Annotated in this window: 22 protein-coding genes and 1 pseudogene; 9 read left to right on the forward strand and 14 right to left on the reverse strand. The window is 64.4% G+C overall.

Annotated features, from left to right (window positions below):
- Positions 1–6: 6 nt before the first annotated feature.
- From ACFE70_RS08680 to ACFE70_RS08690, 3 genes are all read right to left on the reverse strand, one after another.
- Positions 7–285, reverse strand: coding sequence for a hypothetical protein (locus ACFE70_RS08680; RefSeq protein WP_375417339.1), 279 nt, complete (start codon positions 283–285; stop codon positions 7–9).
- A 27-nt stretch (positions 286–312) separates the two neighbouring features.
- Complete coding sequence (gene hemE / locus ACFE70_RS08685) at positions 313–1,338, reverse strand: uroporphyrinogen decarboxylase (RefSeq protein WP_375417340.1); 1,026 nt, start codon at positions 1,336–1,338, stop codon at positions 313–315.
- Positions 1,339–1,503: 165 nt separating this feature from the next.
- Positions 1,504–2,124 carry a MarC family protein gene (locus tag ACFE70_RS08690; RefSeq protein WP_375417341.1) on the reverse strand — a complete coding sequence of 207 codons (621 nt, stop codon included), beginning with the start codon at positions 2,122–2,124 and terminating at the stop codon, positions 1,504–1,506.
- A gap of 192 nt (positions 2,125–2,316) precedes the next feature.
- On the opposite strand from ACFE70_RS08690, the gene purE reads away from it, so the two are divergent.
- Together purE and ACFE70_RS08700 are read left to right on the forward strand one after the other, a co-directional pair.
- Complete coding sequence (gene purE / locus ACFE70_RS08695; RefSeq protein ID WP_375417342.1) at positions 2,317–2,880, forward strand: 5-(carboxyamino)imidazole ribonucleotide mutase; 564 nt, start codon at positions 2,317–2,319, stop codon at positions 2,878–2,880.
- Between the two features lie 143 nt (positions 2,881–3,023).
- Complete coding sequence (locus ACFE70_RS08700) at positions 3,024–4,172, forward strand: endonuclease/exonuclease/phosphatase family protein (RefSeq protein ID WP_375417343.1); 1,149 nt, start codon at positions 3,024–3,026, stop codon at positions 4,170–4,172.
- 54 nt (positions 4,173–4,226) lie between these two features.
- Here the strand turns inward: ACFE70_RS08700 and ACFE70_RS08705 are convergent, their stop codons facing one another.
- The 6 genes and pseudogenes from ACFE70_RS08705 to ACFE70_RS08730 form a co-directional block, all read right to left on the reverse strand.
- Positions 4,227–5,198 carry a helix-turn-helix domain-containing protein gene (locus ACFE70_RS08705; RefSeq protein WP_375417344.1) on the reverse strand — a complete coding sequence of 324 codons (972 nt, stop codon included), beginning with the start codon at positions 5,196–5,198 and terminating at the stop codon, positions 4,227–4,229.
- 104 nt (positions 5,199–5,302) lie between these two features.
- Entirely contained in the window at positions 5,303–6,289 is a 987-nt protein-coding gene (locus ACFE70_RS08710; RefSeq protein ID WP_375417345.1) for an aldo/keto reductase, read from the reverse strand.
- 215 nt (positions 6,290–6,504) lie between these two features.
- On the reverse strand, positions 6,505–7,548 hold the full coding sequence (locus ACFE70_RS08715) for an Atu2307/SP_0267 family LLM class monooxygenase (protein WP_375417346.1): 1,044 nt from the start codon (positions 7,546–7,548) through the stop codon (positions 6,505–6,507).
- A gap of 70 nt (positions 7,549–7,618) precedes the next feature.
- Entirely contained in the window at positions 7,619–8,680 is a 1,062-nt protein-coding gene (locus tag ACFE70_RS08720) for an aldo/keto reductase (RefSeq protein WP_375417347.1), read from the reverse strand.
- Between the two features lie 154 nt (positions 8,681–8,834).
- A complete protein-coding gene (locus tag ACFE70_RS08725) occupies positions 8,835–9,512 on the reverse strand; it encodes a hypothetical protein (RefSeq protein ID WP_375417348.1) in 678 nt (225 codons plus the stop codon).
- 216 nt (positions 9,513–9,728) lie between these two features.
- Positions 9,729–10,100, reverse strand: a pseudogene (locus ACFE70_RS08730) (glucoamylase family protein).
- A gap of 160 nt (positions 10,101–10,260) precedes the next feature.
- On the opposite strand from ACFE70_RS08730, the gene ACFE70_RS08735 reads away from it, so the two are divergent.
- On the forward strand, positions 10,261–12,261 hold the full coding sequence (locus ACFE70_RS08735; protein ID WP_375417349.1) for a glycoside hydrolase family 97 protein: 2,001 nt from the start codon (positions 10,261–10,263) through the stop codon (positions 12,259–12,261).
- Between the two features lie 8 nt (positions 12,262–12,269).
- On the opposite strand, the gene ACFE70_RS08740 is transcribed toward ACFE70_RS08735, so the two are convergent.
- Together ACFE70_RS08740 and dnaK are read right to left on the reverse strand one after the other, a co-directional pair.
- A complete protein-coding gene (locus tag ACFE70_RS08740; protein ID WP_375417350.1) occupies positions 12,270–13,418 on the reverse strand; it encodes an FAD-dependent monooxygenase in 1,149 nt (382 codons plus the stop codon).
- A 300-nt stretch (positions 13,419–13,718) separates the two neighbouring features.
- Entirely contained in the window at positions 13,719–15,665 is a 1,947-nt protein-coding gene (dnaK, locus tag ACFE70_RS08745) for a molecular chaperone DnaK (RefSeq protein ID WP_375417351.1), read from the reverse strand.
- A 271-nt stretch (positions 15,666–15,936) separates the two neighbouring features.
- Here dnaK and ACFE70_RS08750 point away from each other — a divergent pair, with 271 nt between their 5' ends.
- The 6 genes from ACFE70_RS08750 to ureG all read left to right on the forward strand — a co-directional run bounded on the left by ACFE70_RS08750 (position 15,937) and on the right by ureG (position 21,539).
- Positions 15,937–16,539 carry an urease accessory protein gene (locus ACFE70_RS08750; protein ID WP_375417352.1) on the forward strand — a complete coding sequence of 201 codons (603 nt, stop codon included), beginning with the start codon at positions 15,937–15,939 and terminating at the stop codon, positions 16,537–16,539.
- A gap of 126 nt (positions 16,540–16,665) precedes the next feature.
- Entirely contained in the window at positions 16,666–17,403 is a 738-nt protein-coding gene (locus ACFE70_RS08755; protein WP_375417353.1) for an urease subunit beta, read from the forward strand.
- Positions 17,404–17,412: 9 nt separating this feature from the next.
- Positions 17,413–18,084 (forward strand): hypothetical protein, encoded by a 672-nt coding sequence (locus ACFE70_RS08760; protein ID WP_375417354.1) that lies wholly within the window; start codon positions 17,413–17,415, stop codon positions 18,082–18,084.
- 10 nt (positions 18,085–18,094) lie between these two features.
- Positions 18,095–19,822, forward strand: coding sequence for an urease subunit alpha (ureC, locus tag ACFE70_RS08765; protein WP_375417355.1), 1,728 nt, complete (start codon positions 18,095–18,097; stop codon positions 19,820–19,822).
- A 114-nt stretch (positions 19,823–19,936) separates the two neighbouring features.
- Positions 19,937–20,611 (forward strand): urease accessory protein UreF, encoded by a 675-nt coding sequence (locus ACFE70_RS08770; protein ID WP_375417356.1) that lies wholly within the window; start codon positions 19,937–19,939, stop codon positions 20,609–20,611.
- A 175-nt stretch (positions 20,612–20,786) separates the two neighbouring features.
- On the forward strand, positions 20,787–21,539 hold the full coding sequence (gene ureG / locus ACFE70_RS08775; RefSeq protein WP_375417357.1) for an urease accessory protein UreG: 753 nt from the start codon (positions 20,787–20,789) through the stop codon (positions 21,537–21,539).
- Between the two features lie 206 nt (positions 21,540–21,745).
- Here the strand turns inward: ureG and ACFE70_RS08780 are convergent, their stop codons facing one another.
- From ACFE70_RS08780 to ACFE70_RS08790, 3 genes are all read right to left on the reverse strand, one after another.
- Positions 21,746–22,645, reverse strand: a complete 900-nt coding sequence (locus tag ACFE70_RS08780; RefSeq protein ID WP_375417358.1) for an urease accessory protein UreD — start codon at positions 22,643–22,645, stop codon at positions 21,746–21,748.
- Entirely contained in the window at positions 22,638–23,348 is a 711-nt protein-coding gene (locus ACFE70_RS08785; RefSeq protein ID WP_375417359.1) for a pseudouridine synthase, read from the reverse strand. Before ACFE70_RS08785 ends, ACFE70_RS08780 begins: the two co-directional genes overlap by 8 nt.
- Before the next feature lie 116 nt (positions 23,349–23,464).
- Positions 23,465–24,592, reverse strand: coding sequence for an MBL fold metallo-hydrolase (locus tag ACFE70_RS08790; RefSeq protein WP_375417360.1), 1,128 nt, complete (start codon positions 24,590–24,592; stop codon positions 23,465–23,467).
- Positions 24,593–24,665 lie beyond the last annotated feature (73 nt).

Genomic DNA, 24,665 nt, shown 5'->3' on the forward strand with positions numbered 1-24,665 from the left:
GGTAAATCAGCGAAGCATAGCCCCAATTTTAGGATACCAAATTCCTCTAAAGATTACCAAACCGATATTAGGCAAAACATGATTTTGCTCTAATTCATCAAGGCTTTTAATGACTCTAATCTGATGAGTCGGCAGACTGCAATTTTTGAATAAAGTTTCTGCCAGCAGCTTTCTAGCATCATCAGGACTGTAAGCTGTCAGGCCGACTCCTAGCGGATAATTCGACCGCTCATCGAACGATACCCAGTATTTCTCAAGCCACGGATTACGGACTGGGTTCTGCATTCGCGTCAGCTTAATGTGATAATTGCCCTACCCCCGAAACCCCTTCACCGTCTGCACGAAAACCTTGACGCGCTCCGGGTTCGTGTCGGGGTAGACGCCGTGGCCGAGGTTGGCGATGTGGGGGCCGCCGGCAAACTGCCGCAGCATGGCTTCGGTCGCGTCGCGCACCTGCTCGGGCGTGCCGTAGAGGGCGCAGGGGTCGAGGTTGCCTTGCAGAGTTTTGCCGGGCGCGGCGCGGCGCACGGCGGCAGGGTCTTCGGTCCAGTCGAGGCCGATGGTGCGGCAGGGCATGGCGGCAAAGTCTTCGACGGCAAACCAGGCGCCCTTGGCAAAGACCGTGACCGGCACGAGCGGGGCCAGCGCCTCACATATCTCACTGATGTAGCGGCTGGAGAACTCGCGGTAGTGGGCGGGGGGTAGGGTGCCAGCCCAGGAATCAAACACTTGCACGACCTGCGCGCCGGCCGCCACCTGCGCCTGCAAATAGGCGATGGTCGTAGCCGTGATTTTGGCCAGCAGCGCGTGGGCCAGCTTGGGGTCGGTATAAAGTAGGCCGCGGGCTTTGCTGAAAGTTTTGGAGCCGTGGCCTTCGACCATGTAAGCCAGCAGCGTCCAGGGTGCGCCGGCGAAGCCGATGAGCGGCACGCGGCCATTCAGCGCCTTTTTGGTGATGCGCAGCGCTTCCAGCACGTAGCCGAGCTTGTCTTCCGGGTCGGGGATGCTGAGCCGGTCTACGTCGGCGGCGGTCTTGATGACGTTGGGAAAGAGCGGGCCGCGGGCCTCGACCATCTCGTAGGGCAGGCCCATTGCATCGGGCACCACGAGGATGTCGGAGAAAATAATGGCCGCGTCCACGTCGAGCGCGTCGACGGGCTGGATGGTGACTTCCGAAGCCAGCGCGGGCGTCTCGACCAGCTCCTTGAAGCCGGAAAGCTGGCCGCGCAGGGCGCGGTATTCGGGCAGGATGCGCCCGGCCTGGCGCATGAGCCAGACGGGCGTGCGCTCTACAGATTCGCCGCGGGCGGCGCGCAGGAAAAGGTCGTTTTTAGTCACGGGAAGGCAGTTATATTACTAAATTAGAACGTCATGCTTCATCTGGCGTCCGCTTGCCGAAGCAGCTTGCCAGGGGAAGTAATCAATGATGAATAACGATTGAATTACTGCTGCGGGAGAGACGCTTCGCGGGGCTCAGCATGACATTCATTCAAACTGCTAATCCTAGCGATTTAAGCCGGGAAATAATGCGCCAATTGCCGAGGCCAGAAAGTTAACCCCAATCGCCAGCGTAATAAAGCCCATGATGCGCGCCATCGCGGCCATGCCGGGCTTGCCCAGCAAACGAGTCAGGCGCAGCGACGAGGCCAGGATGAAAAAGCTGGCCAGCGCTACGAGTACGAAGCCAAACAATGTCAGGGCCTTGTCGGCGTAGGTGGGGCGGATGAGGCCGATGCAGACGGCCATCGAGCCCGGCCCCGAGAGCATGGGCATGGCCAGCGGCACGAAGCTGATGTCGTCTTTCTGCTTGCTTTCTTCGAGGGCCGCCGGGCCCACCCGGTCGCGGTTGGCGCCGGGCGTGAGCAGCTCGAAGGCCGAGCGCATAAGCAGCACGCCGCCCGCGATGCGCAGGTGCTGAATGTTGATGCCGAAGAAGTTAAGCAGATACTGCCCGCCCAGATACGCCACGCTCAGAATAGCCACCATGTAAACGCACGAGCGCAGGGCGATGCCGAGGCGGGCGTTGCCGCTGTCGCCCTCGGTGAGGGTGAGAAACACGGGCATGGCGCTGAAGGGATTGACAACCGAAAAGAGCGTGGTGAAGGTGGCAAGCAGGATTTCCATGCAAACAAAGGCGGCGCGGCGACCAGCAAAATAACCCGGACCGGGCCGTTGGTCGCCGCAAAGGTAGCCCCGGCACCGGGCTGGCAGGAAAGCCACTATTTTGGCCCCCAAATTGCCCAGCCCGACCGGCTCGTATTGCCTGTTGTATCGTCTGGGCCGCTGCCGGCCCGGCCCCATTTCCTACCCCCCTGCATGAGTTCAGACTCTACTCCTTCGGCTTCGGCCGACGAGCGCCCCGCGCCCACCGAAACGCCCTTGGTGGGCATCATCATGGGCTCGAAATCGGACCTCAAAATCATGGGCGCCGCCGCCGACATGCTCCGGCAGTTCGGCATTCCCTATGACATCACGCTCGTCTCGCCCCACCGCACGCCGCACCGCATGGTCGAGTACGCCGAAAGCGCCCGCAAGCGCGGGCTGCGGGTGCTGATTTGCGGCGGGGGCGGCGCGGCCCACCTGCCGGGTATGGTGGCCTCGTTCACCACGCTGCCCGTCATCGGCGTGCCGATAAACTCCACGACGTCCATTCAGGGCCTCGACTCCGTGCTGAGCATGATTCAGATGCCGGCCGGCGTACCTGTCGCTACGGTTGCTATCGACGGGGCCGCCAATGCCGCCATCCTGGCCACCCAGATGCTGGCCCTGAGCAACGCCCGCCTGGCCGACGTGCTGGAAAAGCACCGCAACACGCTGAAAGACCGCGTAATGCGCACCATTGAGGAGCTGCGCAAGGGCGGCTTCAGCGACGACATGTAAGCTGCGGCGCAAAAGCACCTTTCTTTGCTGGGCTTTACCGGGCGAGGGGGGGTAGGAAATCGGCGGGCGCCACCGGCGCCTACCCCCCCCTCGCTTAGCTAACGCTACTTCTCTTCCACCTGTTTTTCCCAATTATCCCGCAGTTGCCAACGCTACCCGAAGTATTGCTTAATCTGAGCCGGGGCCTGGTCTGGGGGCTGGGCGGCCTGGGGCTGCTGGCCACGCTGCTGCCCCTGCTGCGCCAAACGGCCTGGTGGATTCGCATCTTTGACTTCCCGCGCCTGCAAATCGTGCTGGGCCTGCTGGTGGCGCTGGCGGGCGGACTGGCACTGGGCATCGGGGCGGCGGGGCCGGGGCGGCTGGGCTTCGGGGCGGTGCTGGCGGCGGCCATGCTCTACCAGGCGTGGCGCATTCTGCCCTACACGCCGCTGCACCGCAAGCAAGTCGCCGATAGCACCCGCGCCGATGAGCCGCGCGCGCAGCTCAGCCTGGCCGTGATGAACGTGCTGCAATACAACCGGCAGGCGCCGCTGGCCCTGGCCACGCTGCAAGCCGCCGACCCCGACGTGATTATGGCCGTCGAAACTGACCCCTGGTGGCGCGAGCAGCTGCGGCCCCTCGAAAAAACGCACCCGCACGTCTGCCACGAGCCGCTCGACAATACTTACGGCCTCCTGTTTTTCTCGCGCCTGCCCCTGCGCGACTGCGCGATTAAGTATTTGCTTGACGATCACATCCCGTCGCTGCACACTCACGTGCAGCTGCCCGACGGCCAGACCTGGGTGCGCCTCTACGGCCTGCACCCCAAGCCGCCCGCCCCGCAGGAAGCCAAAACCAGCACCAAGCGCGACGCCGAACTGCTGCTGGTGGGCAAGGAAGTCGACCGCCGCGACGAGCCGACCATCGTGTTCGGCGACATGAACGACGTGGCCTGGTCGCACACCTCGGAATTATTCCGGCGCGTCTCGGGCCTGCTCGACCCGCGCGTGGGCCGCGGCCTGCTGCCCACCTTCCACGCCGAGTACCGCCTGCTGCGCTGGCCGCTCGACCACGTGTTCGTCTCGCCCCACTTTCAGGTGGTGGGCATGGAGCGGCTGCCCTACGTGGGCTCCGACCACTTCCCCATCTTCGTGCGCCTGAGCTACGAGCCCCAGCACAAGGCTGAGCAGGAAGAAAACGCCGACCAGGCCGACCACGATGACCTGGCCGAAGCCAACGAGAAAATTGCCGAGGGCTACGCCGAAGAGGCGGAAGAAGAGCAGGTTCAGGCTCCTACGCTGACGCCGGCCTGAGCGCGGGCAGGGGGGTAGGGAAGTGCCGCGCCAGGTTGCACCGCCCGCAAGCCTTTACTGCGCCGAGAACCGGAACGCGGCCGGCGTCAGGCCGGTCTTGCTCTTAAATAGCCGCGAGAAATACTGCGGATACTCGAAGCCGAGCTGAAACGCCGTTTCATTGATGGTGAGTGAAGTAGTTAGGAGCAGGCGCTTGGCGCGCTCAATCAGAGCCTGGTGAATATGCTGCTGTGTGTTCTGGCCGGTGAGCGTGCGCAGCATGTCGCTCAGGTAAGCGGGCGAGACGCGCAAGGCGTCGGCAAAGTGCTGTACGCTGGGCAGTGGCTGGCCCGCTTCCTGCCGGGCGAAATAGGCGCTGAGCTGGGCCTCGAAGCGGCTGAGCAAATCGTGCTCGGCGGCGCGCCGGGTCAGGAACTGCCGGTGGTAGAAGCGGTTGGCATAGGTCAGCAGCACGTCGAGCTGGGCGACGATAACCTCCTGGCTGAAGGCATCGAGGGCGCGCCCGGTCTCGCCCCGAATATTGCTGAGCAGGCCGTCGAGCAGCTGCTCCTCCGGCGCCGAGAGGTGCAGCGCCTCGTGCACCTGGTAGGAGAAAAACCCGTAGCCAGCTATCTTCCGGCCCAGCGGAAACCTGCTGAGCAGGTCGGGGTGAAAGAGCAGCATCCAGCCGTCCAGCTCCGTGAGGTAGCGGCTGAGCGCGGCGGCATCGGGCCGCTCGCGCGTGAGCCAGCAGCCCTGCCCCGGCGCCAGAAAGCTGAGCACGCCCTCGTTGAAATCGTAGGACTGGTGGCCGTAGCGCAGCGCGGCGCCCTGCAAGTTGCGCTTGAGCGACACCTGATAAAGCTGCGACACAACTGGCATCAGCGCCGCCGCCGTGGCCGCAGCCTGCGCGGACGGGCTCCGCTCACGCAGGCTGGCCAGGTCCACGATGGTGAGCAGCGGGTGGACCGGAGCGGGCAAGCTGTAGAACCGGGTGTACTCGGTGACGGAAGCCAGCACCTGGAATTCCTGGGCGGGTTGTTTCATAAAGAAGGAGCTACTGATAGCTTACTTAACCTGAAAGACCGTCATGCGCCGTAGCGCATGACGGTCTACTAAAATAAAAGCCTACCCCCCATTTAATACGCGGCTTAATACGCGGCGCCGGCCACGCTGCCCACCGGCATAATGGCGTCCAGCTCCGCCAGCTCGGCTGCGCTCAGCGGCAGGCCGGCAGCGGCCACGTTGGCTTCCAGGTAGCTCACGCGCTTGGTGCCCGGAATAGCTACCACGCCCTGGGCCAGCACCCAGGCCAGGGCCAGCTGGGCGGGCGTCACCCCTTTGGCCTGGGCCATCTGCTTAAGCTTCTCGACCAGCTCCAGGTTTTTGGCGAAGTTTTCGGGCTGGTAGCGGGGCATGTGGCGGCGGAAGTCGCCGGCATCCATATCGTCCAGGCTCTTGATGTCGCCCGTCAGAAAGCCCCGGCCCAGCGGTGAGTAGCCCACGAAGCCAATGCCCAGCTCGCGGGTGAGTTCGAGCACGCCGTCTTCCTCCACGCCCCGGTCGAAGAGCGAATACTCAGTTTGGATGGCCGTGAGCGGGTGCACGGCGTGGGCCCGGCGGATGAGGTCGGCCGATACTTCCGACAAGCCCAGGTAGCGCACCTTGCCCGCCCGCACCAGCTCGCTCATCGCGCCCACTGAGTCCTCGATGGGCACGTTGGGGTCGGGGCGGTGCATGTAGTAGAGGTCCACGTAGTCGGTGCCCAGGTTGCGCAGGGAGCGGTCGATGGCCTTGCGGATGTAGTCGGGCCGGCCGTTGATGCCGAAGTCCGGCCGCAAGTTTTCGCTGTCATCAATCTCGTAGCCGAACTTGGTGGCGATACTATACTGGTCGCGCCGGCCGGCAATGGCTTTGCCCACCAGGCGCTCATTCAGCAGCGGGCCGTAGAGGTCGGCCGTGTCGAGCATCGTCACGCCCAGCTCCCGCGCCCGGTGAATGGTGGCGATGCTCTCGGTTTCGTCGGCGGGGCTGTAGATAGTCATGCCGGCCAGCGTGGTCATACCCATGCAGCCCAGGCCTTCATTAGCGACTTCCAGGCCCTGGCTGCCCAGGGCTACTTGTTTGAGGGTGCTCATAGTGCGGAAAATAAAGCGGTTGTTTTACGCTACAAAGGTCCGGCGGCGCCCTTAGCTCCGGGCTACATAAATCCCGGTTTCTCCAACACAAAACGCCGCCCAACTCGCCGAATCCCTACCCCCCGCTTTGGGCTTGAAGCAGCAGCGGGGGGTAGGGAATTGGTAGCATATCAGCCAGCAGCGTAGGCAAAGCCAGCGCGGCGGCCCTGAGCAGCCTACGCGGCGGGGGCCACCGCTTCGGCCAGCAGCGGGGCCACGCGCGTGCCCAGCAGCTCGATGGCGTGCAGCAGCTGCGCGGTCGATAGCTCGGCGCTATCCATCTGAAACGTGACGCGCGAAATGCCGCCCAGCGCCTCGCTGTGGCGCCTTATCTTCTCGGCCACCTCCTCAGGACCGCCCAGCAGCAGGGCGCCGCGCGGGCCGCGCAGCTGCTCGAACTGCGCCCGCGTGACCGGCCCCCAGCCCCGCTCGCGGCCAATTTTGGTGAAGGTGCGGGCGTAGCCGGGAAAGAACTCCTCGGCCGCTTGCGCGTCGGTGTCAGCCACGTAGCCCAGCGAGTGCAGGCCTACTTGCAGCTGCTCCGGCGGGTGGCCGGCGCGGCGGCCGGCCTCGCGGTAGAGGTCCACGAGCGGCCGGAAGCGGTGGGTTTCGCCGCCGATAATGGCCACCATCAGGGGCAAACCCAGCGCGCCCGCCCGCCTGAACGACTCGGGCGTGCCGCCTACCCCCAGCCACACCGGCAAAGGCTGCTGCCACGGCCGCGGATAGATGCCCTGCCCCGTGAGCGCGGGCCGGAACCGCCCCGCCCAGTGCACCTGCTCATTATCCCTGATTTTGAGCAGCAGCTCCAGCTTTTCGCTGAACAGCTGGTCGTAGTCCTGGAGCTTCAGCCCAAAGAGCGGAAACGCCTCCGTGAACGAGCCGCGCCCGACCACCATTTCGATGCGGCCCTGCGCAATCAAATCCAGCGTCGCGAACTCCTGAAACACGCGCACGGGGTCGGCGGCCGAGAGCACCGTGACGGCGCTGGTCAGGCGGATGCGCCGGGTGCGGGCGGCAGCGGCGGCCAGAATGATGGTGGGCGCCGAGTCCAGAAACTCCGGCCGGTGGTGCTCGCCGACGCCAAACACATCCAAGCCCACCTCGTCGGCCCGCACGATGCGGGCTAGCAGCTGCTCGATGGACGCGGCGCCGTCGTGGGCGGGGCCGGCGCCGCTCGCGGCTACGGCCGCCGCAAAACTGTCAATGCCAAGCTGCATTCGCTGTTCTTTTTAAGATGAGGATGCAAAGCTACCGCCAGCCAGTACACGATTCGGCGCGTGCCGGCTGCTACCGCCAGCCCTGCACGCTTGCGCCCCCGAACACGGCTCCCCGGTTCAGGGCCGGGGTGAAGATGGGGTAGGGAAACGTGGGCGCGGGGGCGCTGGCCTCGTTGAGCGCTTGCAGCTGAGCGGGAACAAACTGGACGTCGAGCGAGGCCAGATTGTCGTGCAGCTGCTCGACCCGGCTGGCCCCGATGATGGGCGCCGTGATGCCAGGCTGCGCCGCCGCCCAGGCCAGCGCCACCTGCGCCAAGGGGCGTTCCAGCTCGGCGGCCACCTCGCGCAGCTTGGCGAGCACCGCCCAGTTGCGGTCGGTGAACTTCGTGTGCTCGCCCGCGAATGGATTCGGGCCGCTAAGCCGGCCCGCGCCGCCGGCCCCGGCCGTTTCGCGCGCGTACTTGCCAGCCAGGAAGCCGCCCGCCAGCGGGCTCCACGGCAGGATGCCCAGGCCCAGCTCGCGGGCGGCGGGCAGGTGCTCGCGCTCGATGGTGCGCTCCACGAGCGAATATTCGAGCTGCATGGCAATGGGGCCGGGCACGGCGTGCACCTGCGCCAGCGTGGCCGCCTTGGCCGTGTACCAGGCGGGCATGTCGGAGAAGCCGAAGTAGCGGATTTTGCCGGCCCGCACCAGGTCGCCGAGCGTTTGCAGCACTTCCTCGGCGGGCGTCACCGTGTCCCAGACGTGCAGCCAGTAGAGGTCCACGTAGTCGGTTTTCAGCCGGCGCAGCGAGCCTTCCAGGGCCTGGTAGATGTGCTTGCGGCCGTTGCCGCCGCCGTGGGGGTTGCCGGGCTGCGAGCCAAAGCCGAACTTGGTGGCCAGCACCAGCTGGTCGCGCAGCTGGTGGCCGGCCACGTAGCGGCCCACCAGCTCCTCGCTGCGCCCACCCGAATACACGTCGGCCGTATCAATAAAATTGCCGCCGGCTTCAGTATAGGCTTTGAAAATACTTTCGGACACCTCATCGGGCGAGCCCCAGCGCGGGGTGCCGAAGGTCATGGTGCCCAGCGCCAGCGGGCTGACAATCAGGCCGGAGCGGCCCAGGGTGCGAAAGTCGGTGAGGTTGCTCATGCGGAGGGGGGGGTAGGGAAGTGAACGGCGCGCCGGCCTGACTGGCAACGGCCCCGCAAAGGTCTGGCTTCCACCCGGACCGGGACTACACAAACCGCAGTTTCTGCTGCACAAAGCGCCGCTGCCCCCGGCTGGCTTCCTGCCCCCGCCGCTGCTAGCGCCCGGCGACCAGGACCTCGATAGGCTCGAAATCGGTGGTGCGGAAGGCGCGGCCCGTTGCGTTCTGAAACGTGGGGCGCACGTGCACGCGCAGGCGGGCCGAGGGGCGGTTCCAGGTGCCGAGGGCGCTGGCCAGCGTTTCGGGGGCGAGGCCGGCGGCCAGGGCTTCGCGCACGTTGGCATCGAGGGTAAGCGGAATGCTCAACGTGCTGCGGGGCTCAATTTCGAGCATGTTGTCGGTGCTGCCAGTGGCCACTTCGCGGCCATCCACCAGCACCAGATATTCCAGCTGGTTGAGCAGCACCTTGTCGCGGTTGGGGTTGCGGGCTTCCAGGCGCAGCCGCAGGTGCAGCGGCACGGCGCCGGTTCCGCTGGCGGCGGCTTTCAGCTCGCTGGCCGGCGCGGAGGGGGGTAGGGAATTGTTCGCTGCCGCCGGAATATCTACTCCGGCCAGCCGGACTTCCTCCACCGCGGCGAGCTGAAAAGTAGTCTTGGCGAACGTGCGCACGGCCTTGAGCTGCTGGCGCTGACTTGGCGCGGCCGGGACGGCGCTGGTTACGGGGAACTTGCCGCCTTCCTGTCGCTGCTCGCTCACGGAGCAGCCGGCCGCAGCCGCCAGCAGGGTGCCCAGGGCCAGGGCCTGGCGATAATTTATAGGAAACACTGAAATCATAAGCTGGAAAAGTGCAAAATATAAAATTGCTGCGTCAGATGAATGGCCTAAGATACTACGCGCCGGGCATACGCAAGGGGGTAGGGCTGGGTTCGCCGCCGGTTCTCAGGGTCGGCAGCCTCAGAGTGGTGCAATTTTAGCCAGGCACCGGGATTAGATTCTCTGCCCCACCGCTACTGCCCGCGCCGATAGGCCGTCAGAGCCAACAATACTGATTTACTTGCCAACTAACTTAATCAGCGGGCTCTCAAATCCCAGCTTCGTCAGCCCGCGCTGCACGTCCGGCGAACTCATCAGCAGTTCCCAGAGCAGGCCGGAGCGGTAATTCTTCATCATTACCACGATGGGGCCCTGGTCGATGGCCAGGCAGGATTCGGCCGCCTAGTTGTGCTGCTCGCTGAAGCTGTCCACGAAGCCATACTCGCCCCAGATTTGGTCGTTCAGGTCGAAATAGAAGTGCTTGAGCGCACGCATGGATTGCTCCGGCGCGTAGGGAAAGGCCGAGAGCGCGGCGGTGGCCGAAATCACGCCCACGTCCTCTTTGGGGTTGTGGGCCCCATAGCCCTGGTAGCTGTCGGAGGCCGTCAGGCCTCAAGTGTTGGGGCCGTGGCCCTTGAAGTGCTTGAGGGTGACACCACAGCAGGCGTAGCCGGTAAGCACATGGTTTTAGCTTTGCTTTAGTAGCTTAAAGTTAGCGGCGGCCGGCCCGCCCCGGCCCGACAGCTTCTACCCCTTTCCCACCCATATGATGGCTTCATTACTTCGCCTGGTCTGGGTGCTTTTCCTGTTGCTGAGCGCGGCCGGCGCCGCGCGGGCCCAACGCCCGGTCCGGCTCACCTCGCCCGATGGGCACCTGGTTTGCACGCTGACGCTGACGCCGGCCGCGCCCACCTACCGGGTGGAGTTCGAGGGGCAGCCGGTGGTATTGCCCTCGGCGCTGGGCCTGACGTTCAAGGGGGCGCCGCCGCTGGGCGCCGGGCTGCGGCTGCTGGGCACCGAGCGCCGAAAGATTGACGAGTTCTATCGCCTGCCGGTGGGCAAAGCCAGCCGGGTGCATAACCGCTGCCAGGAGGTCGTGTTGCGGCTCCAGGAGGGGGGTAGGGAGGGGCGCCGGCTGGATGTGCGGGTGCGGGCGTTTGACGACGGCCTGGCGTTTCGCTACGAATTTCCAGCCCAACCCAACTGGCCGTCCTACGTGCTCACCGCCGAAAACACGACTTTCAACCTGACCGGCGACCCGACCGCGCTCACGCTGTTCCGGGAAAGCTACCTGACCTCGCATGAAGGATTTTACAGCCGCCTGCCGCTGCGCCAAATCAAGGCCGACACACTACTGGACCTGCCTACCCTGTTCGAGTATCCGGGCCGGGCGTACCTGGCCATCACCGAGGCGGCCGTGCGCGACTACGCCACGATGTATCTGGCCCGCCGCCCCGACGGCGCGCTGACCAGCCGGCTTTCGCCCTTGCCCGGCCAGACCGCGGAAAAGGTGCGCGCCACGCTGCCGCACCGCACGCCCTGGCGCGTGCTGCTGCTGGGCCGCGAGGTGAAAACGCTGCTCGAATCCAACATCCTCACCAGCCTCAACGAGCCGACGGCTATCAAAGACCTGAGCTGGCTCCGGCCGGGGATGAGCACCTTTCACTGGTGGAATGGCGACGTGCTGCCCGACACCAGTTTCAGCCCAGGCTTGAACTTTGAGTTTAATAAATACTACATCGACTTCTGCGCCCGCAATAAGTTGGCTTACCACACCGTCATCGGCTACGGCGGCGTGGCCTGGTACCAGAACGATGGCGAGAGCTACGCGCCCGGCCCGCACTCCGACGTGACGCGGCCCGTGCCCGGCCTGGACATGCAGCGCCTCGGTGACTATGCCAAAAGCAGGGGGGTAGGGCTGCGCGTGTGGGTGCACTGGCAGCCGTTTTATGCCCAGCTCGACGCGGCGCTGGCCCAGTTTGCGCACTGGGGCGTGCAGGGCATGATGGTCGATTTTATGGACCGCGACGACCAGCTCATGGTCAACATGCAGGAAGAAATCCTGCGCAAAGCCGCCCAGCACCACATCCACGTGCAGTTTCACGGCGTGGCCAAGCCCAGCGGCCTGAGCCGCACCTACCCCAACGAGCTGACCCGCGAGGCCACGCTCAACTACGAAAACAACAAGTGGGGCGGCCCGATGCGGCCCGACCACGACCTCAACATGCCCTTTAGCCGGCTGCTGGCCGGCCCCACCGACTACCACCTGGGCGGCTTCCGGGCGGTGCCGGAGGCGCGGTTTCGCTCCCACTACGTCCGGCCGCTGATGGTGGGCACCCGCGCCCATATGCTGGCCATGTACGTGGTGCTGGAAAGCTACCTGGGTATGGTTTGCGACGAGCCCGCGGCCTACGAAAACCAGCCCGGCTTCGAGTTTATCAAATTCCTGCCCACCACATGGGACGAAACCCGCGTGCCGCTGGCGGAGGTGGCGAAATACGTCTGTTTCGCCCGCCGCAAAGGCGCCGACTGGTTTGTCGGCACGCTCAACAACAGCGAGGCCCGCACCCTGACGCTCCCGCTGGATTTCCTACCCCCCGGCCTCTACGAAGCCACCCTCTACGCCGACGCCCCCGACGTGGCGTCTAACCCCAATCATCTGGTGAAGCAGACCCGCACGGTAAGTCGAAAAGACCAATTGGAAATTTCCCTACTCCCCGGCGGCGGCCAGGTGATGGTCTTGCGCCGCCGCGACAACCAAGCCAGGTAGACGGGCACCTACTCGCCTTCGTACAAAAATCTCATCTGCTGCTCGTTAATCCGCGCGGGCACCCGGCTTAGCACTGCATCGCGTACCCCAGCGAGCAGGAGATTTTCCAGCTGCGCGAGCTTGCCCAGGTGCCACGACTGCGCCACAATGCGCGTCGTGCGGTGCCGCCGGCGCTGGTCGAAGGCCCGGAATGCGGCCTCCACGTCGCCCGGCTGGGCCGTCAGGCAGGCGGCTAGCGCGGCAGCGTCTTCCACAGCCTGGCCCGCGCCCTGCCCCAGGTTGGGCGTGGTCGCGTGGGCGGCGTCGCCGAGCAGCAGCACCCGCCCGAAGGCAAACTGCGCCAGGGGCTTGAGGTCCAGAATGTCGTTCCAGAGCAGCTGCTCGTCGGAGGTCAGGGCCAGCAGGGCAGGCACCGGCGCGCCAAAGCCAGCAAACTCCCGCTGCAAGTCGGCGAGCCGGAAGCCGCGGAAGCGCGGGTCCTGGGGGGTAGGGCTGTTGAGGCAGGCAAACCAGTACACCTGCCCGTCGGCCAGCGGCACGTAGCCGAAGCGGCGGCCTCCGGCGCCCCAGATTTCGCAGGAGTCCCCGGCCGGCAGGTCCAGCGTCCGGGCGTCGATCACGCCGCGCCAGCAGCTGTAGCCGGCGTAGCGCGGCTGGGCGGCTGGCACGAGCTGCTGCCGTACCCGCGAACGCAGGCCATCGGCGCCCAGCAGCGCATCAGCCGCTACCGAATTGCCATTATCAAAAAAAGTTGTCACGCCCGCCGAGTTGGCTTCAAAATGAGTCAGCCGCTGGCCCAGCCGCACGCTGCCGGGGGGTAGGGCCGCCAGCAGCACCTTTTGCAGCGCCGCCCGGTGAATGGCCAGGTTCTCAAACCCCAGCCGCGCCGTGAGCGGGTCGGTATCGACCTCACTGAGCAGCTGCCCCCGGCGCCCGCGCAAGGCCAGCCGCCGCACCGGCTGCCCCAGCGCCCGCACCACATCGTGCAGGCCCAGCCGGTGCAGCGCCCGCATGGCATTGGCCCCCAGCACCACACCCGCGCCCACTTCGCGCAGCTCGGCCGCCGCTTCCATCACTTGCACCTCGTGCCCGAGTTGCAGCAGCGCGTGGGCCGCCGTCAGCCCCCCGATTCCGGCCCCAATGATTGAAAATTTCATGGCTCAAAGACGTTGTTTTCTACTACGGAAGGAGGTTTGAGCAAGGCTAAAGAGCGCAGTAAGGCGGGGCGGGCGGGTGGCTTTTCGCCGCTCGCCCGCTCGAAGGGTGCGCCGTTAGCGCCGATTTCCTACCTCCTCGTTCTTACTTCAAGCGGGCGGTTGGCTTTTCGCCGCCCGCCCGCCCCGCCTTAATTCCCCAACAACTTTGCAAACTAAGAGGGCCCGGAGCAATTGCTCCGGGCCCTCTTAGTTCAACTAAAATTAATCAGCGAAATCAGCCTGATCAGCTAAAATCAGTGATTACTTGGTGCCGACTTCCTCGTAGTCCACGTCGGTTACGTTATCGGCGGCCTGGGGCTGGCCTTGCTGGCCGTTGCCGTTGGGTGCTTGGCCGTCGCCGCCGAAGGGGTTGCCCGCACCGTCGGCGCCGGGCTGGCCGCCCTGAGCGTACATCTCCTGCGAGGCGGCCTGCCAGGCGGCATTGATGGCCGTCATGGCGGTGTCAATCTGGGCCAGGTCCTTGCTTTCGTGGGCCTTGCGCAGGTCGGCGAGGGCGTTTTCGATGGCCGTTTTGTTGCCGCCGCTGAGCTTGTCGCCGTACTCCTTGAGCTGCTTTTCGGTCTGGAAAATCATCGAGTCGGCGTCGTTCACCTTCTTGATGCGCTCGGCTTCGGCGCGGTCAGCCGCTTCGTTCGACTTAGCTTCGGTGCGCATCCGCTCGATGTCGGCGTCGGAGAGGCCCGACGAGGCTTCGATACGGATTTTCTGCTCTTTGCCCGTACCCTTGTCCTTAGCCGTCACGTTCAGGATGCCGTTGGCGTCGATATCGAAGATGACCTCAATCTGCGGCACGCCGCGCGGCGCGGGCGGAATCGAATCCAAGTGGAACTTGCCGATGGTGCGGTTCTGGCTGGCCAGGGGCCGCTCGCCTTGCAGCACGTGGATTTCCACGCTGGGCTGGCTGTCGGAAGCCGTCGAGAACGTCTCCGATTTCTTGGTCGGGATGGTCGTATTGCTTTCGATGAGCTTGGTCATCACGCCGCCCATCGTCTCGATACCAAGCGAGAGCGGGGTCACGTCGAGCAGCAGCACGTCCTTCACTTCACCCGTCAGCACGCCGCCCTGAATGGCGGCGCCAATGGCTACAACTTCGTCGGGGTTGACGCCCTTACTGGGCTTCTTGCCAAAGAATTTCTCGACTTCTTCCTGAATGCGCGGGATGCGGGTCGAGCCACCCACCAGAATCACTTCGTTAATATCCGAGGTGCTCAGGCCGGCGTCTTGCAAAGCTTTTTTCACGGGCTCCATCGAGCGGCGCACGAGGTCGTCGGCGAGCTGCTCAAACTTGGCGCGGCTCAGCTTCACCACCAGGTGTTTGGGGCCGGAGGCCGTGGCCGTGATGTAGGGCAGGTTAATTTCGGTTTCGTTCGAGCTGGACAGCTCCACTTTGGCTTTCTCGGCGGCTTCCTTCAGGCGCTGCAAGGCCATCGGGTCGTTGCGCAGGTCGAGGCCTTCGTTGTCAGACTTGAACTGGTCGGCCAGGAAGTTGATGATTACCTGGTCAAAGTCGTCGCCACCGAGGTGGGTGTCGCCATTGGTGCTCAGCACCTCGAACACGCCGTCGCCCAGCTCCAGAATCGAGATGTCGAACGTGCCGCCGCCGAGGTCATAGACGGCGATTTTCTGGTCTTTATGCTGCTTGTCAAGCCCATAAGCCAACGCGGCGGCCGTAGGCTCGTTGATGATGCGCTTCACGTCGAGGCCCGCGATGGCGCCGGCTTCCTTGGTGGCCTGGCGCTGGGCATCGTTGAAGTAGGCCGGCACGGTGATGACGGCTTCGGTGACGGGTTGGCCGAGGTAGTCTTCGGCGGTCTGCTTCATTTTCTGAAGCACCATCGCCGAGATTTCCTGCGGCGTGTAGTTGCGGTCACCGATTTTCACGGCCACGGTCGCGTTGGAGCCCGGCGTGAGGTCGTAGGCGACGTACTTGCTTTCGGCCGACACTTCCGAGAAGTTGCGGCCCATGAAGCGCTTGATGCTGGCAATGGTGTTCTTGGGGTTGGTCACGGCCTGGCGCTTGGCCGGGTCGCCCACTTTGCGCTCGCCCTTGCCGCCGTCGAGGAAGGCCACGATAGAGGGGGTAGTGCGGCGGCCTTCGGAGTTCGGGATGACGACCGGCTCGTTGCCTTCCATGACGGCCACGCAGGAGTTGGTAGTACCCAGGTCAATACCGATGATTTTGCCCATGTTGGGAAGTATGTTAGAAGTGATGAGTGTCAGGTTCAAGAGTGCGAACTGGTCGCGCCGGGGCTTTTACAAGCCGCGTACCAAGGCCCCGGCGGGTGACAGATTGGCTTGTCGGCGCCCGTTTAGGGGCTGTCCCGCGGGTGGTTATGCCCTGATGCTGTCGTTGTTGCGGCTGCGGCCACCGTTGCCCGCGCCGAATCTGCCATTCCTGCGCGCAGCCCGCGCGTAGCTACCGGCCGGCTGGCTTTATCTTGCGCCAAAAGCCGCACCTATGGGCGCCCTGCTGCCACTCTTCTTCGCCCTGCTCGCCGGACTTGGCCACGCCTTCGAGCCCGACCACCTGCTGGCCGTCGGCAACCTCGTCTCGCGGCGCGACACGCTGGCCGAGGCCCTGCGCGACGGCCTCTACTGGGGCCTGGGCCACACGACCATGCTGGTGGGGGTAGGGAGTCTCATCCTGCTGGGGCGGGCTACGGTCCTCACTTCCGGCTATTTCGAAGCCGCCGTGGGGGGCGTGCTCGTGCTGATGGGCATCAGCCGCCTGCTCGACCAGCGCCGGCCGCCCGCCAAGGTGCGGCCCGGCGCGGTGCCTTCGCGCGCCGCCTTTGCCGTGGGGCTGCTGCACGGGCTGGCCGGCAGCGGCGCCCTGGTGCTGCTGGTGCTGAGCGAAATCCGGGGCCTGGGGCTGAGTATGCTGTATTTCCTGCTCTTCGGCGCCGGCTCGCTGCTGGGCATGGTGGCCGTGGCGGGGCTGTGCGGCGTGCCGTTCACCAGGCGCATGAAAATCAGCCGGACGTTGCAGGGCAGTTTCGTTACCTTGTCCTCGCTGCTGTGCATCGGCTACGGCGGGTGGATGATGTATGGGAACCTGTAGGGTGCGGGGCTTGCCCCGCCCGGCGCGTGAACGATATTCGTTGGAAGTTGAGATGACAAACCAGCCGGTGAAATACTAAACCAAGCGGCGCGCCCGCCGGGCGGGGGCAAGCCCCGCACCCTACCCATGCACCTCTCCCCCAAAGACCTCGACAAGCTCATTCTGCACCAGGCCGGCGTGGTGGCGCAGAAGCGTTATGCCCGCGGCCTGCTCCTCAACTACCCCGAAGCCCTGGCCCTGCTCGCTACGCAGCTGCTGGAGTTCATCCGCGACGGCGAGCGGGTGGCCGTGCTCATGGACAAGGGCAAGCAACTGCTGGGCCTGGCCGACGTGCTGCCCGGCGTGGCCGAGCTGCTGGCCGAAGTCCAAATCGAGGGCACCTTCCCCGACGGCACCAAGCTCGTGACCGTGCACCACCCCATCTGCCGCGAAACCGGCAACCCCGCCCTGGCCCTCTACGGCTCCGGCCTGACCAGAATCCCTACCCCCCTCGCCGCGCCCGACAACGCCAGCCACGCGCTGCCAGGGGAATACCAGCTGCGCTCGGATGACCTCATCCTGAATGAGAACCGCGCCACGGTGGACGTGGACGTTGTGAACATGGGCGACCGGCCCGTGCAGGTCGGCTCGCACTACCCGTTCTTTGAAACCAACGCGGCCCTGCACTTCGACCGCGCCGCCGCCTACGGTTTCCGCCTCAACATTCCGGCTGGCACGGCGGTGCGCTTCGAGCCCGGCGAGCGCAAGCGCGTGACGCTAGTGGCGCTAGCCGGCGAGCGCATCGTGTACGGCGGCAACGGGTGGATTGATGGGCAGCTAGGTGAGGAGAATAAGCAGGCGGCGTTGAATAAATCTAGAGATTAACAACAAACCATGTTTGGTATATCACTCGAAGATGATATTGCAGGCTGGATTTTCGCCGGTTTGATAATAGCTGTTGCATTATTCAGAATTTACAACTATTTCACAAACAGGACTAAGCCATATCACAAGTATATTAGGGTTCTGAATAAAAGAGAAAGATTAGCTTCAATGAAGAATGATGCGGAGGAATTAAGACAAATTAAGCTTGAGAAACTATGGGCTTCAAAGGTAGCTCATGATAAAATCTTTAGTTATGTATCGGTAAATGTACTCACGACTTCACAGCCTGAACTAGATGCGAAAAGGTATTCTATTCTGGCCGGAATAACAGCTAGCGAACTAATGTTGCCTAACGTACATGAACTTAATCATCGTTACGGCGCTCATTCTTTCTTGCGAGAAATAGTGATGGAATGTCGTAACGCAATTATTGAGAGCCAATACAATGGCAAGTATTTTCTGCCAGAGAGTATTTTGCCATACCCTAAAACCTATTTACTATTTGCATTACATTCCCTCATAAGTAAAAGCAAGATTGAGATTGATACACAAGACTACAAGCTATTACAAAGCACACTAAGTGGCAGGGTTATAAACATTGATTCTTCATTGCTCCCTACTGAACAAAAAGAGAATAAACGGGTAGGGGACGAGTTTTTGAACAAAGTAAACCACCTGTAAAATAGATATCATGTCTCTACCCCTCTCCCGCCGCGCTTACGCCGACATGTACGGGCCCACTGTGGGCGACCGTATCCGCCTGGGCGACACCGATTTGCTGATTCAGGTCGAGCGCGACTACTGCGTGTATGGGGAGGAATGCAAGTTTGGCGGCGGCAAGGTGCTGCGCGACGGCATGGGGCAGGCCGCCGGCATCGGCCCGGCCGCCGCGCTGGACTTGGTGATTACCAACGCGCTAGTCGTGGACTACACCGGCATTTACAAGGCCGATATCGGCATTAAGGCCGGGCGCATCGTGGGCATCGGCAAGGCGGGCAACCCGCACATCATGCCCGGCGTGACGGCCGGCATGGTGGTGGGCGTGACCACGGAAGTCGTGGCCGGCGAGGGGCAAATCCTCACGGCCGGCGCCATCGACTGCCACATTCACTTCATCAGTCCGCAGCAAATCCCGGAGGCGCTGGCTTCGGGCGTTACGACTATGATTGGGGGCGGCACCGGGCCGGCCGCCGGCACCAACGCCACCACCTGCACGCCCGGCGCCTTCTACCTGGAAATGATGCTCCGGGCCACCGAGGCCTACCCCCTCAATTTCGGGTTTTTGGGCAAAGGCAACTCATCGAAGCCCGAAGGTCTGCGCGAGCAAATCGAGGCCGGCGCGCTGGGCTTCAAGCTGCACGAGGACTGGGGCACCACGCCGGCCGCCATCGACAGGTGCTTGAGCATCGCCGAGGAATATGACGTGCAGGTGTGCATCCACACCGATACGCTCAACGAGAGCGGCTTCGTGGAAACGAGCACCGCCGCGTTCAGGGGCCGCACCATCCACGCCTACCACACCGAAGGCGCCGGCGGCGGCCACGCGCCCGACATCATCAAAATCTGCGGCGAGCCCAACGTCATTCCCTCTTCCACGAACCCCACGCGGCCCTTCACCGTGAACACGCTCGACGAGCACCTCGACATGCTCATGGTCTGCCACCACCTCGACCGCAACATCCCCGAAGACGTGGCCTTCGCCGAGAGCCGCATCCGGGGCGAGACCATCGCGGCCGAGGACATTCTGCACGACCTGGGCGCGCTGAGCATCATCAGCTCCGACTCGCAGGCGATGGGCCGGGTAGGGGAGGTCATCACCCGCACCTGGCAGACGGCCCACAAGATGAAGCAGCAGCGCGGCCCGCTGCCCGAAGACGCCGCCGGCCCCGCCGACGCGCCGCACGACAACTTCCGGGTGCGGCGCTACGTGGCCAAGTACACCATCAACCCGGCCCGCGCCCACGGCATCGCCGACGAAGTGGGCTCGGTGGAAGTGGGCAAGCTGGCCGATTTGGTGCTCTGGAAACCAGCCTTTTTCGGCGCCCGCCCGGAGCTGATACTCAAGGGCGGCATCATCGTGCAGGCGCAGATGGGCGATGCCAACGCCTCGATTCCGACGCCGCAGCCCTCATTTTCGCGGCCCATGTTCGGAGCGCTGGGCGGGGCCGTGGGGCAGGCGGCGCTGGTGTTCGTCTCGCAGGCTTCGGTAGCGAAGGTGCAGGCCGAGTACGGCTTACGCAAGCGCGTGGTGGCGGTGCGCGGCTGCCGCGCGGTAACTAAAAAGGATATGGCCCTGAACGACTACCTGCCCAACATTGAAGTCGACCCGGAGACCTACCGCGTGACCGTGGACGGCGTGCACCTGACCTGCGCGCCGGCCGAGAAACTGCCGCTGGCGCAGCTGTATAACCTGTTTTAGGGCAGTGTTGGGGTAGGGTGCGGGGCTTGCCCCCGCCCGACGTTCGCGCCGGTATGTTCTCGACCAACAACGTTATTCACGCACCGGGCGGGGACAAGCCCCGCACCCTACAACATGCACTTCGCCCGCCTGCTGCACCTCGTTGATTCGGCCCTGCCCACCGGCGCCTTCGCCTATTCTTATGGCCTGGAAAGCAGCCTCGCCCTGGGCCTGGTGCGCGACGACGCCGGGCTGCGCAACTACCTCTACGCCTACTTGCAGCAGGCCGGCCGCCTGGAGCTGCCGTTTCTGAACTCCTGCTTCGCGCTCGGCCCGGCCCTGGGCGACGAGCTGCGCGAGCTGGCCGCCGACTACGACGCGCAGCTGCTGGTGCCGGCCCTGCACCGGGCCAGCGCGGTCCAGGGCCGCACCTGGCTGAAGCTGCTGGCCTCGTTTTACCCCGAAGCAGGCATCACGGCGCTGCGGCAGTGGTTCGCGGCACAGGAGCTGCCGCCGCATTTCACTCTCGTGTTCGCCCTGGGACTGCAACGGGCCGGCTTTGCGCTGCCCGAGCTGCAAGCCATGCTGCTGCACCTGCTGCTGCGCGACCAGCTCAGCGCCGCCATCCGGCTGGGCCTGCTGGGGCCGCTGGAAGGCCACCGCCTCCAACACGATTTCTACGCGGTGTTCGAACACATTCTGGCTCAAGAGGGGGGTAGGGAATATGGTGAGGCGGCGCGCTCGGCGTTCGTGCTGGAAATGGCGCAGGTGCTGCACAATGATTTGTATTCCCGGCTGTTTCAGAATTAGAAAACGTCACCGAAAGGCGGTCATGCTGAGCTTGCCGAAGCATCTCGGGCGGGTGGTAATCAGCTTCTGCAACGATTGGTTTACTTTCCCACGCGAGATGCTTCGCTTTGCTCAGCATGACCGCCTTTCGGCATAACGCTCTGAAATTAATCCTCAAATTCCTACCCCCCTCAAAATGGCTTTCGTTGAAAAACTTGCGCTTTTGCTCCACGGCCACGGCCATGAGGCGTATGAGTCGCCGGGCGACTTCGCCGAGCGCGAAACGCGGCGGCTGCCCTCCTACCGCAACTTCCGCAAGCGCGCCTTCACCGTGGGCATCGGCGGGCCGGTGGGCACGGGCAAAACAGCGCTGCTCAAGGCCTTATGCGAGCGAATGCGCCAGCAGCACGAATTGGGCGTCGTCACGAACGACATCTTTACCCGCGAGGACGCCGAGTTTCTGATTCGGCACAGCGCCCTGAGCGAGGATAGAATTGTGGGCGTCGAAACTGGCGGCTGCCCCCACGCGGCCATCCGGGAGGACATTTCGCTCAATATGGATGCGCTGGAGGGTCTGATGGTGCGCTTTAATTACGAGCTGGATTTCCTGTTCGTGGAAAGCGGGGGCGACAACCTGGCTGCCCACTTCAGCCGCGAGCTGGTCGACTATTCGATTTATGTCATCGACGTGTCGGGCGGCGACAAAATCCCGCGCAAAGGCGGCCCCGGCATCACGCAGTCCGACCTGCTCATTATCAACAAGATTGACCTCAAAGACCTCATCAAAGCCGACCTCGGCGTGATGGAGCGCGACTCGCGCCGAATGCGCGGCAACGGCCCCTTTCTCTTCGCCCGCGCCATCGACGGGTTCGGGCTGGACGAGGTAATTGCCCACATTCAGGCCGCCAAAGTCCGGGCCCTGGCCGCCGTGCGTGAAGACCGGCGGTAGGGGGCCGGCCCCCGCCCGGCGCGTGAACGACACCGTTGAAGATACCGGGCCACTACAGGCTCGTAACACGGTCATGCAGAGCAGAGCGAAGCATCTCGGGCGGGTAGTAATCAATGATAAACAACAATTAGATTACTCCCCTATGCGAGATGCTTCGCTGCACTCTGCATGACCGCCTGTTTGCCAGGCGCTATGAGCGCAGTTGCTCAGTATTTCCGCTGTAAGGGGTTAAATCCCAGCAGTTTCTCATTTGCCAGCGCCGCTAAAATCTCATCGCACAGCGGTTGCAGCTCCTGGCGGCTGTGGGCGGCGGCGCGCAGCACCCACACGTTTTCGCGGGCCTGCGCGACGGCCACCACGTAGCGGCGGCCGCGCAGCTGGAAATGCGGCTCGACGCGGCCGGGCAGCTGCTGAGCTTGCAAGCAGGCAGCCAAGCGCTGGAAGCGCGGGTCGCCGGGCGGGCCAATGAGATAGGCGGAAAAGAAGGTCTGGTGGCCGGCGAAATTGGCCGGCGCGGCGGCAATGTGCTCGTCCGGGGCGAAGGCAAACCGGTCGAGCAGCACGAGGCGGCCGGCCACGCTCACGCGCAGCTCGGTTTCAAACGTGCGGAAGGCGAACTGCTCGCCCTGGTCGGTGCGGCCAGCGTGAAACCAGTCGACGAGCAGCAGCGTGGCCGTGGGCGCCAGGTGCCAATGCTGCCGCTGGCGGTAGCGGCTGCCGGCCTGCGGCACCACAGGGTCGGGAAAAACCACCGCTAGGGCCTGGTCGGCCAGCTCGCCGATGGTGTGCTGCTCGGCCACGGCGCCGTCGGGGGAGCGAAAAATCCGGGTGTTGGCCTGGGTGCTCAGCAACAGCCGCGTGCCGGCCTGGCCCCGAACGCGGAGCCGGAGGCAGTCGCCGGCCACCAGGCCGCCGCCGTAGCTAGAAAACACCACGTGGCAGAGGCCGCCAGGCGCCGCCGGCTGCAACAGCTTCAGGGGCTGCACGTTGTGGCAGCGCACCAGCCGCGACTGCCCGCGGCTGGCGGCCACTTCCAGCACACTCCACGCCGGGTCCGGGCCGATTGCCGCTAAAGAGGGGGGTAGGCGCGAAATCAGTTCAGCCATTGCGGCGCCCCGAAGCGGCTGGTTTAGGTGCCGTCCGGACAGCGGCGGCCGTAGGATCTGGGCGAGCGGCGTGGGTAGCGGCGGCCCCGCCGGCCTTGGGCAAGGGGCCGCGCTGCGCCGGATTCTTCGAGGCCGAGAAGGCGGCTTTCAGCTTCTTAGCCTCGGCCTCGGTCAGCTCGCGCCACTCGCCGGGGGCAAGGCTGTCGAGGGTGAGAAAGGCGATGCTGACGCGCAGCAGGCGCAGGCAGGGCAGGCCCACGGCGGCCGTCATGCGGCGCACCTGCCGGTTTTTGCCCTGCGAGATGGTCAGGCGCAGCCACGACGTGGGGATGCTGGCCCGGTAGCGGATGGGCGTCGAGCGGGGGGGTAGGGCAGTGGGCTCGGGCAGCAGGTCGGCCTGGGCAGGGGTCATGAGGCCGTCTTTAAGCGGCACGCCGCGCCGCAGTTTTTGCAGCTGCTCCTCGGTCGGGACGCCCTCGACCTGCGCCCAGTAGGTTTTCGGGACTTTGAATTTGGGGTCGCTCAGGCGGTGCTGCAAGGGCTTGTCGTCGGTGAGCAAAACCAGGCCCTCGCTGTCGTAGTCCAGCCTCCCAACCGGATAGATGCCCGGCAGCGGCACGAACTGCTTGAGCGTAGCCCGCCCGTGCTCGTCGGTGAATTGCGTGAGGACTTCGTAGGGCTTGTTGACGAGGATGTAGCGCATGGCAGGGGTAGCGCGGACTTTGTAGTCCGCGAGTGGAAGAATGTACCGTAGACTCTGCAAGTCCGCGCGGGGGCCGTTAGTTAAATTTGTTCGACTCGCGGACTACAAAGTCCGCGCTACTGTTCCCACCACCGGGCTTGCGGCAGCGGGCCAGCGCCCAAAGTTACCGGTTCGCCCAGCCGCGGCGTGGTCAGGGACTGGCCCAGGCGGGCGGCCTCGGCGGTGGCCCGCCGGATGGGGTCGTCCCAGGCGTGGTTGGCCTCGGTGAAGGCGGCCCAGTGCACGGGCAGCATTACGTGCGCGCGCAGGTCGCGGGCGGCCTGCACGCTTTGCTCAGGGCGCATATGGATTTCAGCCCAATCGGCATCGTACTGGCCGCATTCCATCAGGGCGAGGTCGAAGGGGCCGTAGGCAGCGCCGATGGCGGCGAAGTGCGGGCCGTAGCCGCCGTCGCCGCTGTAAAAGATGCGTTTGCTGGGCGTTTGCAGCACCCAAGAGGCCCAGAGCGTGGAGTTGCGGTTGGTGAGGCCGCGGCCCGAAAAGTGGCGGGCGGGGGTACAGCGCAGCGTCAGGCCCGGCAGTTGCACGCTGTCGCTCCAGTTCATTTCGGTGATGCGCGCGGAGGCCACGCCCCAGCGGCGCAGGTGCGGGCCCAGGCCCAACGGCACGTAGAACTGCGCCACTTTATCCTTGATTTTGCGGATAGTTTGATAGTCGAGATGGTCGTAGTGGTCGTGCGAGATGAGCACGGCAGCGATGGGCGGCAGCTGTTCGGGCGTGATGGCCAGGCGGCGGTTGTAGCGGTTGGGCGTCGCCCAACTCACCGGGCCCATCTCGATGCTTAGCATCGGGTCGAGCAGGATGTTGTAGCCGGCCAGCTCCACGAGGCTGGCCGAGTGCCCGAACCAGGTGACGCGCGTCAGCCCCGGCGTTTTGCGGACAATGCTGAGCGAGTCCAGCGGCTGCATTGGCAGCGGGCCAGGCGGTTTGGCCCGCGGGTCTTTGTGAAAGATAAACTTCCACATCGTGGCCGCGAAGCTCTTGCCGGTCGATACCCTCGTCGGCACCAGATTCACGAATTCGACATCGGCGTAGTGACCTGAGCGGGCGTAAGCCTGCCGCTCCGCCTTGGTAGGGGTGCCGCCGAGCTGCGGGCTGAGGCCGGTGAAGGCGGCCACCGCCAGAAGTAAAGTGCCGAGAATGCCGCTGGTGGTCACAAGGAAAGTTTTGAGGCGTTTACTCATGGGTAGGCGCGGCAGTTTTGCAGTGAGCCAGCGCCTCAGTAATCGGTGCGGCAGACGTATCCAGCATTATTCT

Source organism: uncultured Hymenobacter sp. (assembly GCF_964243305.1).
Lineage (GTDB): Bacteria > Bacteroidota > Bacteroidia > Cytophagales > Hymenobacteraceae > Hymenobacter.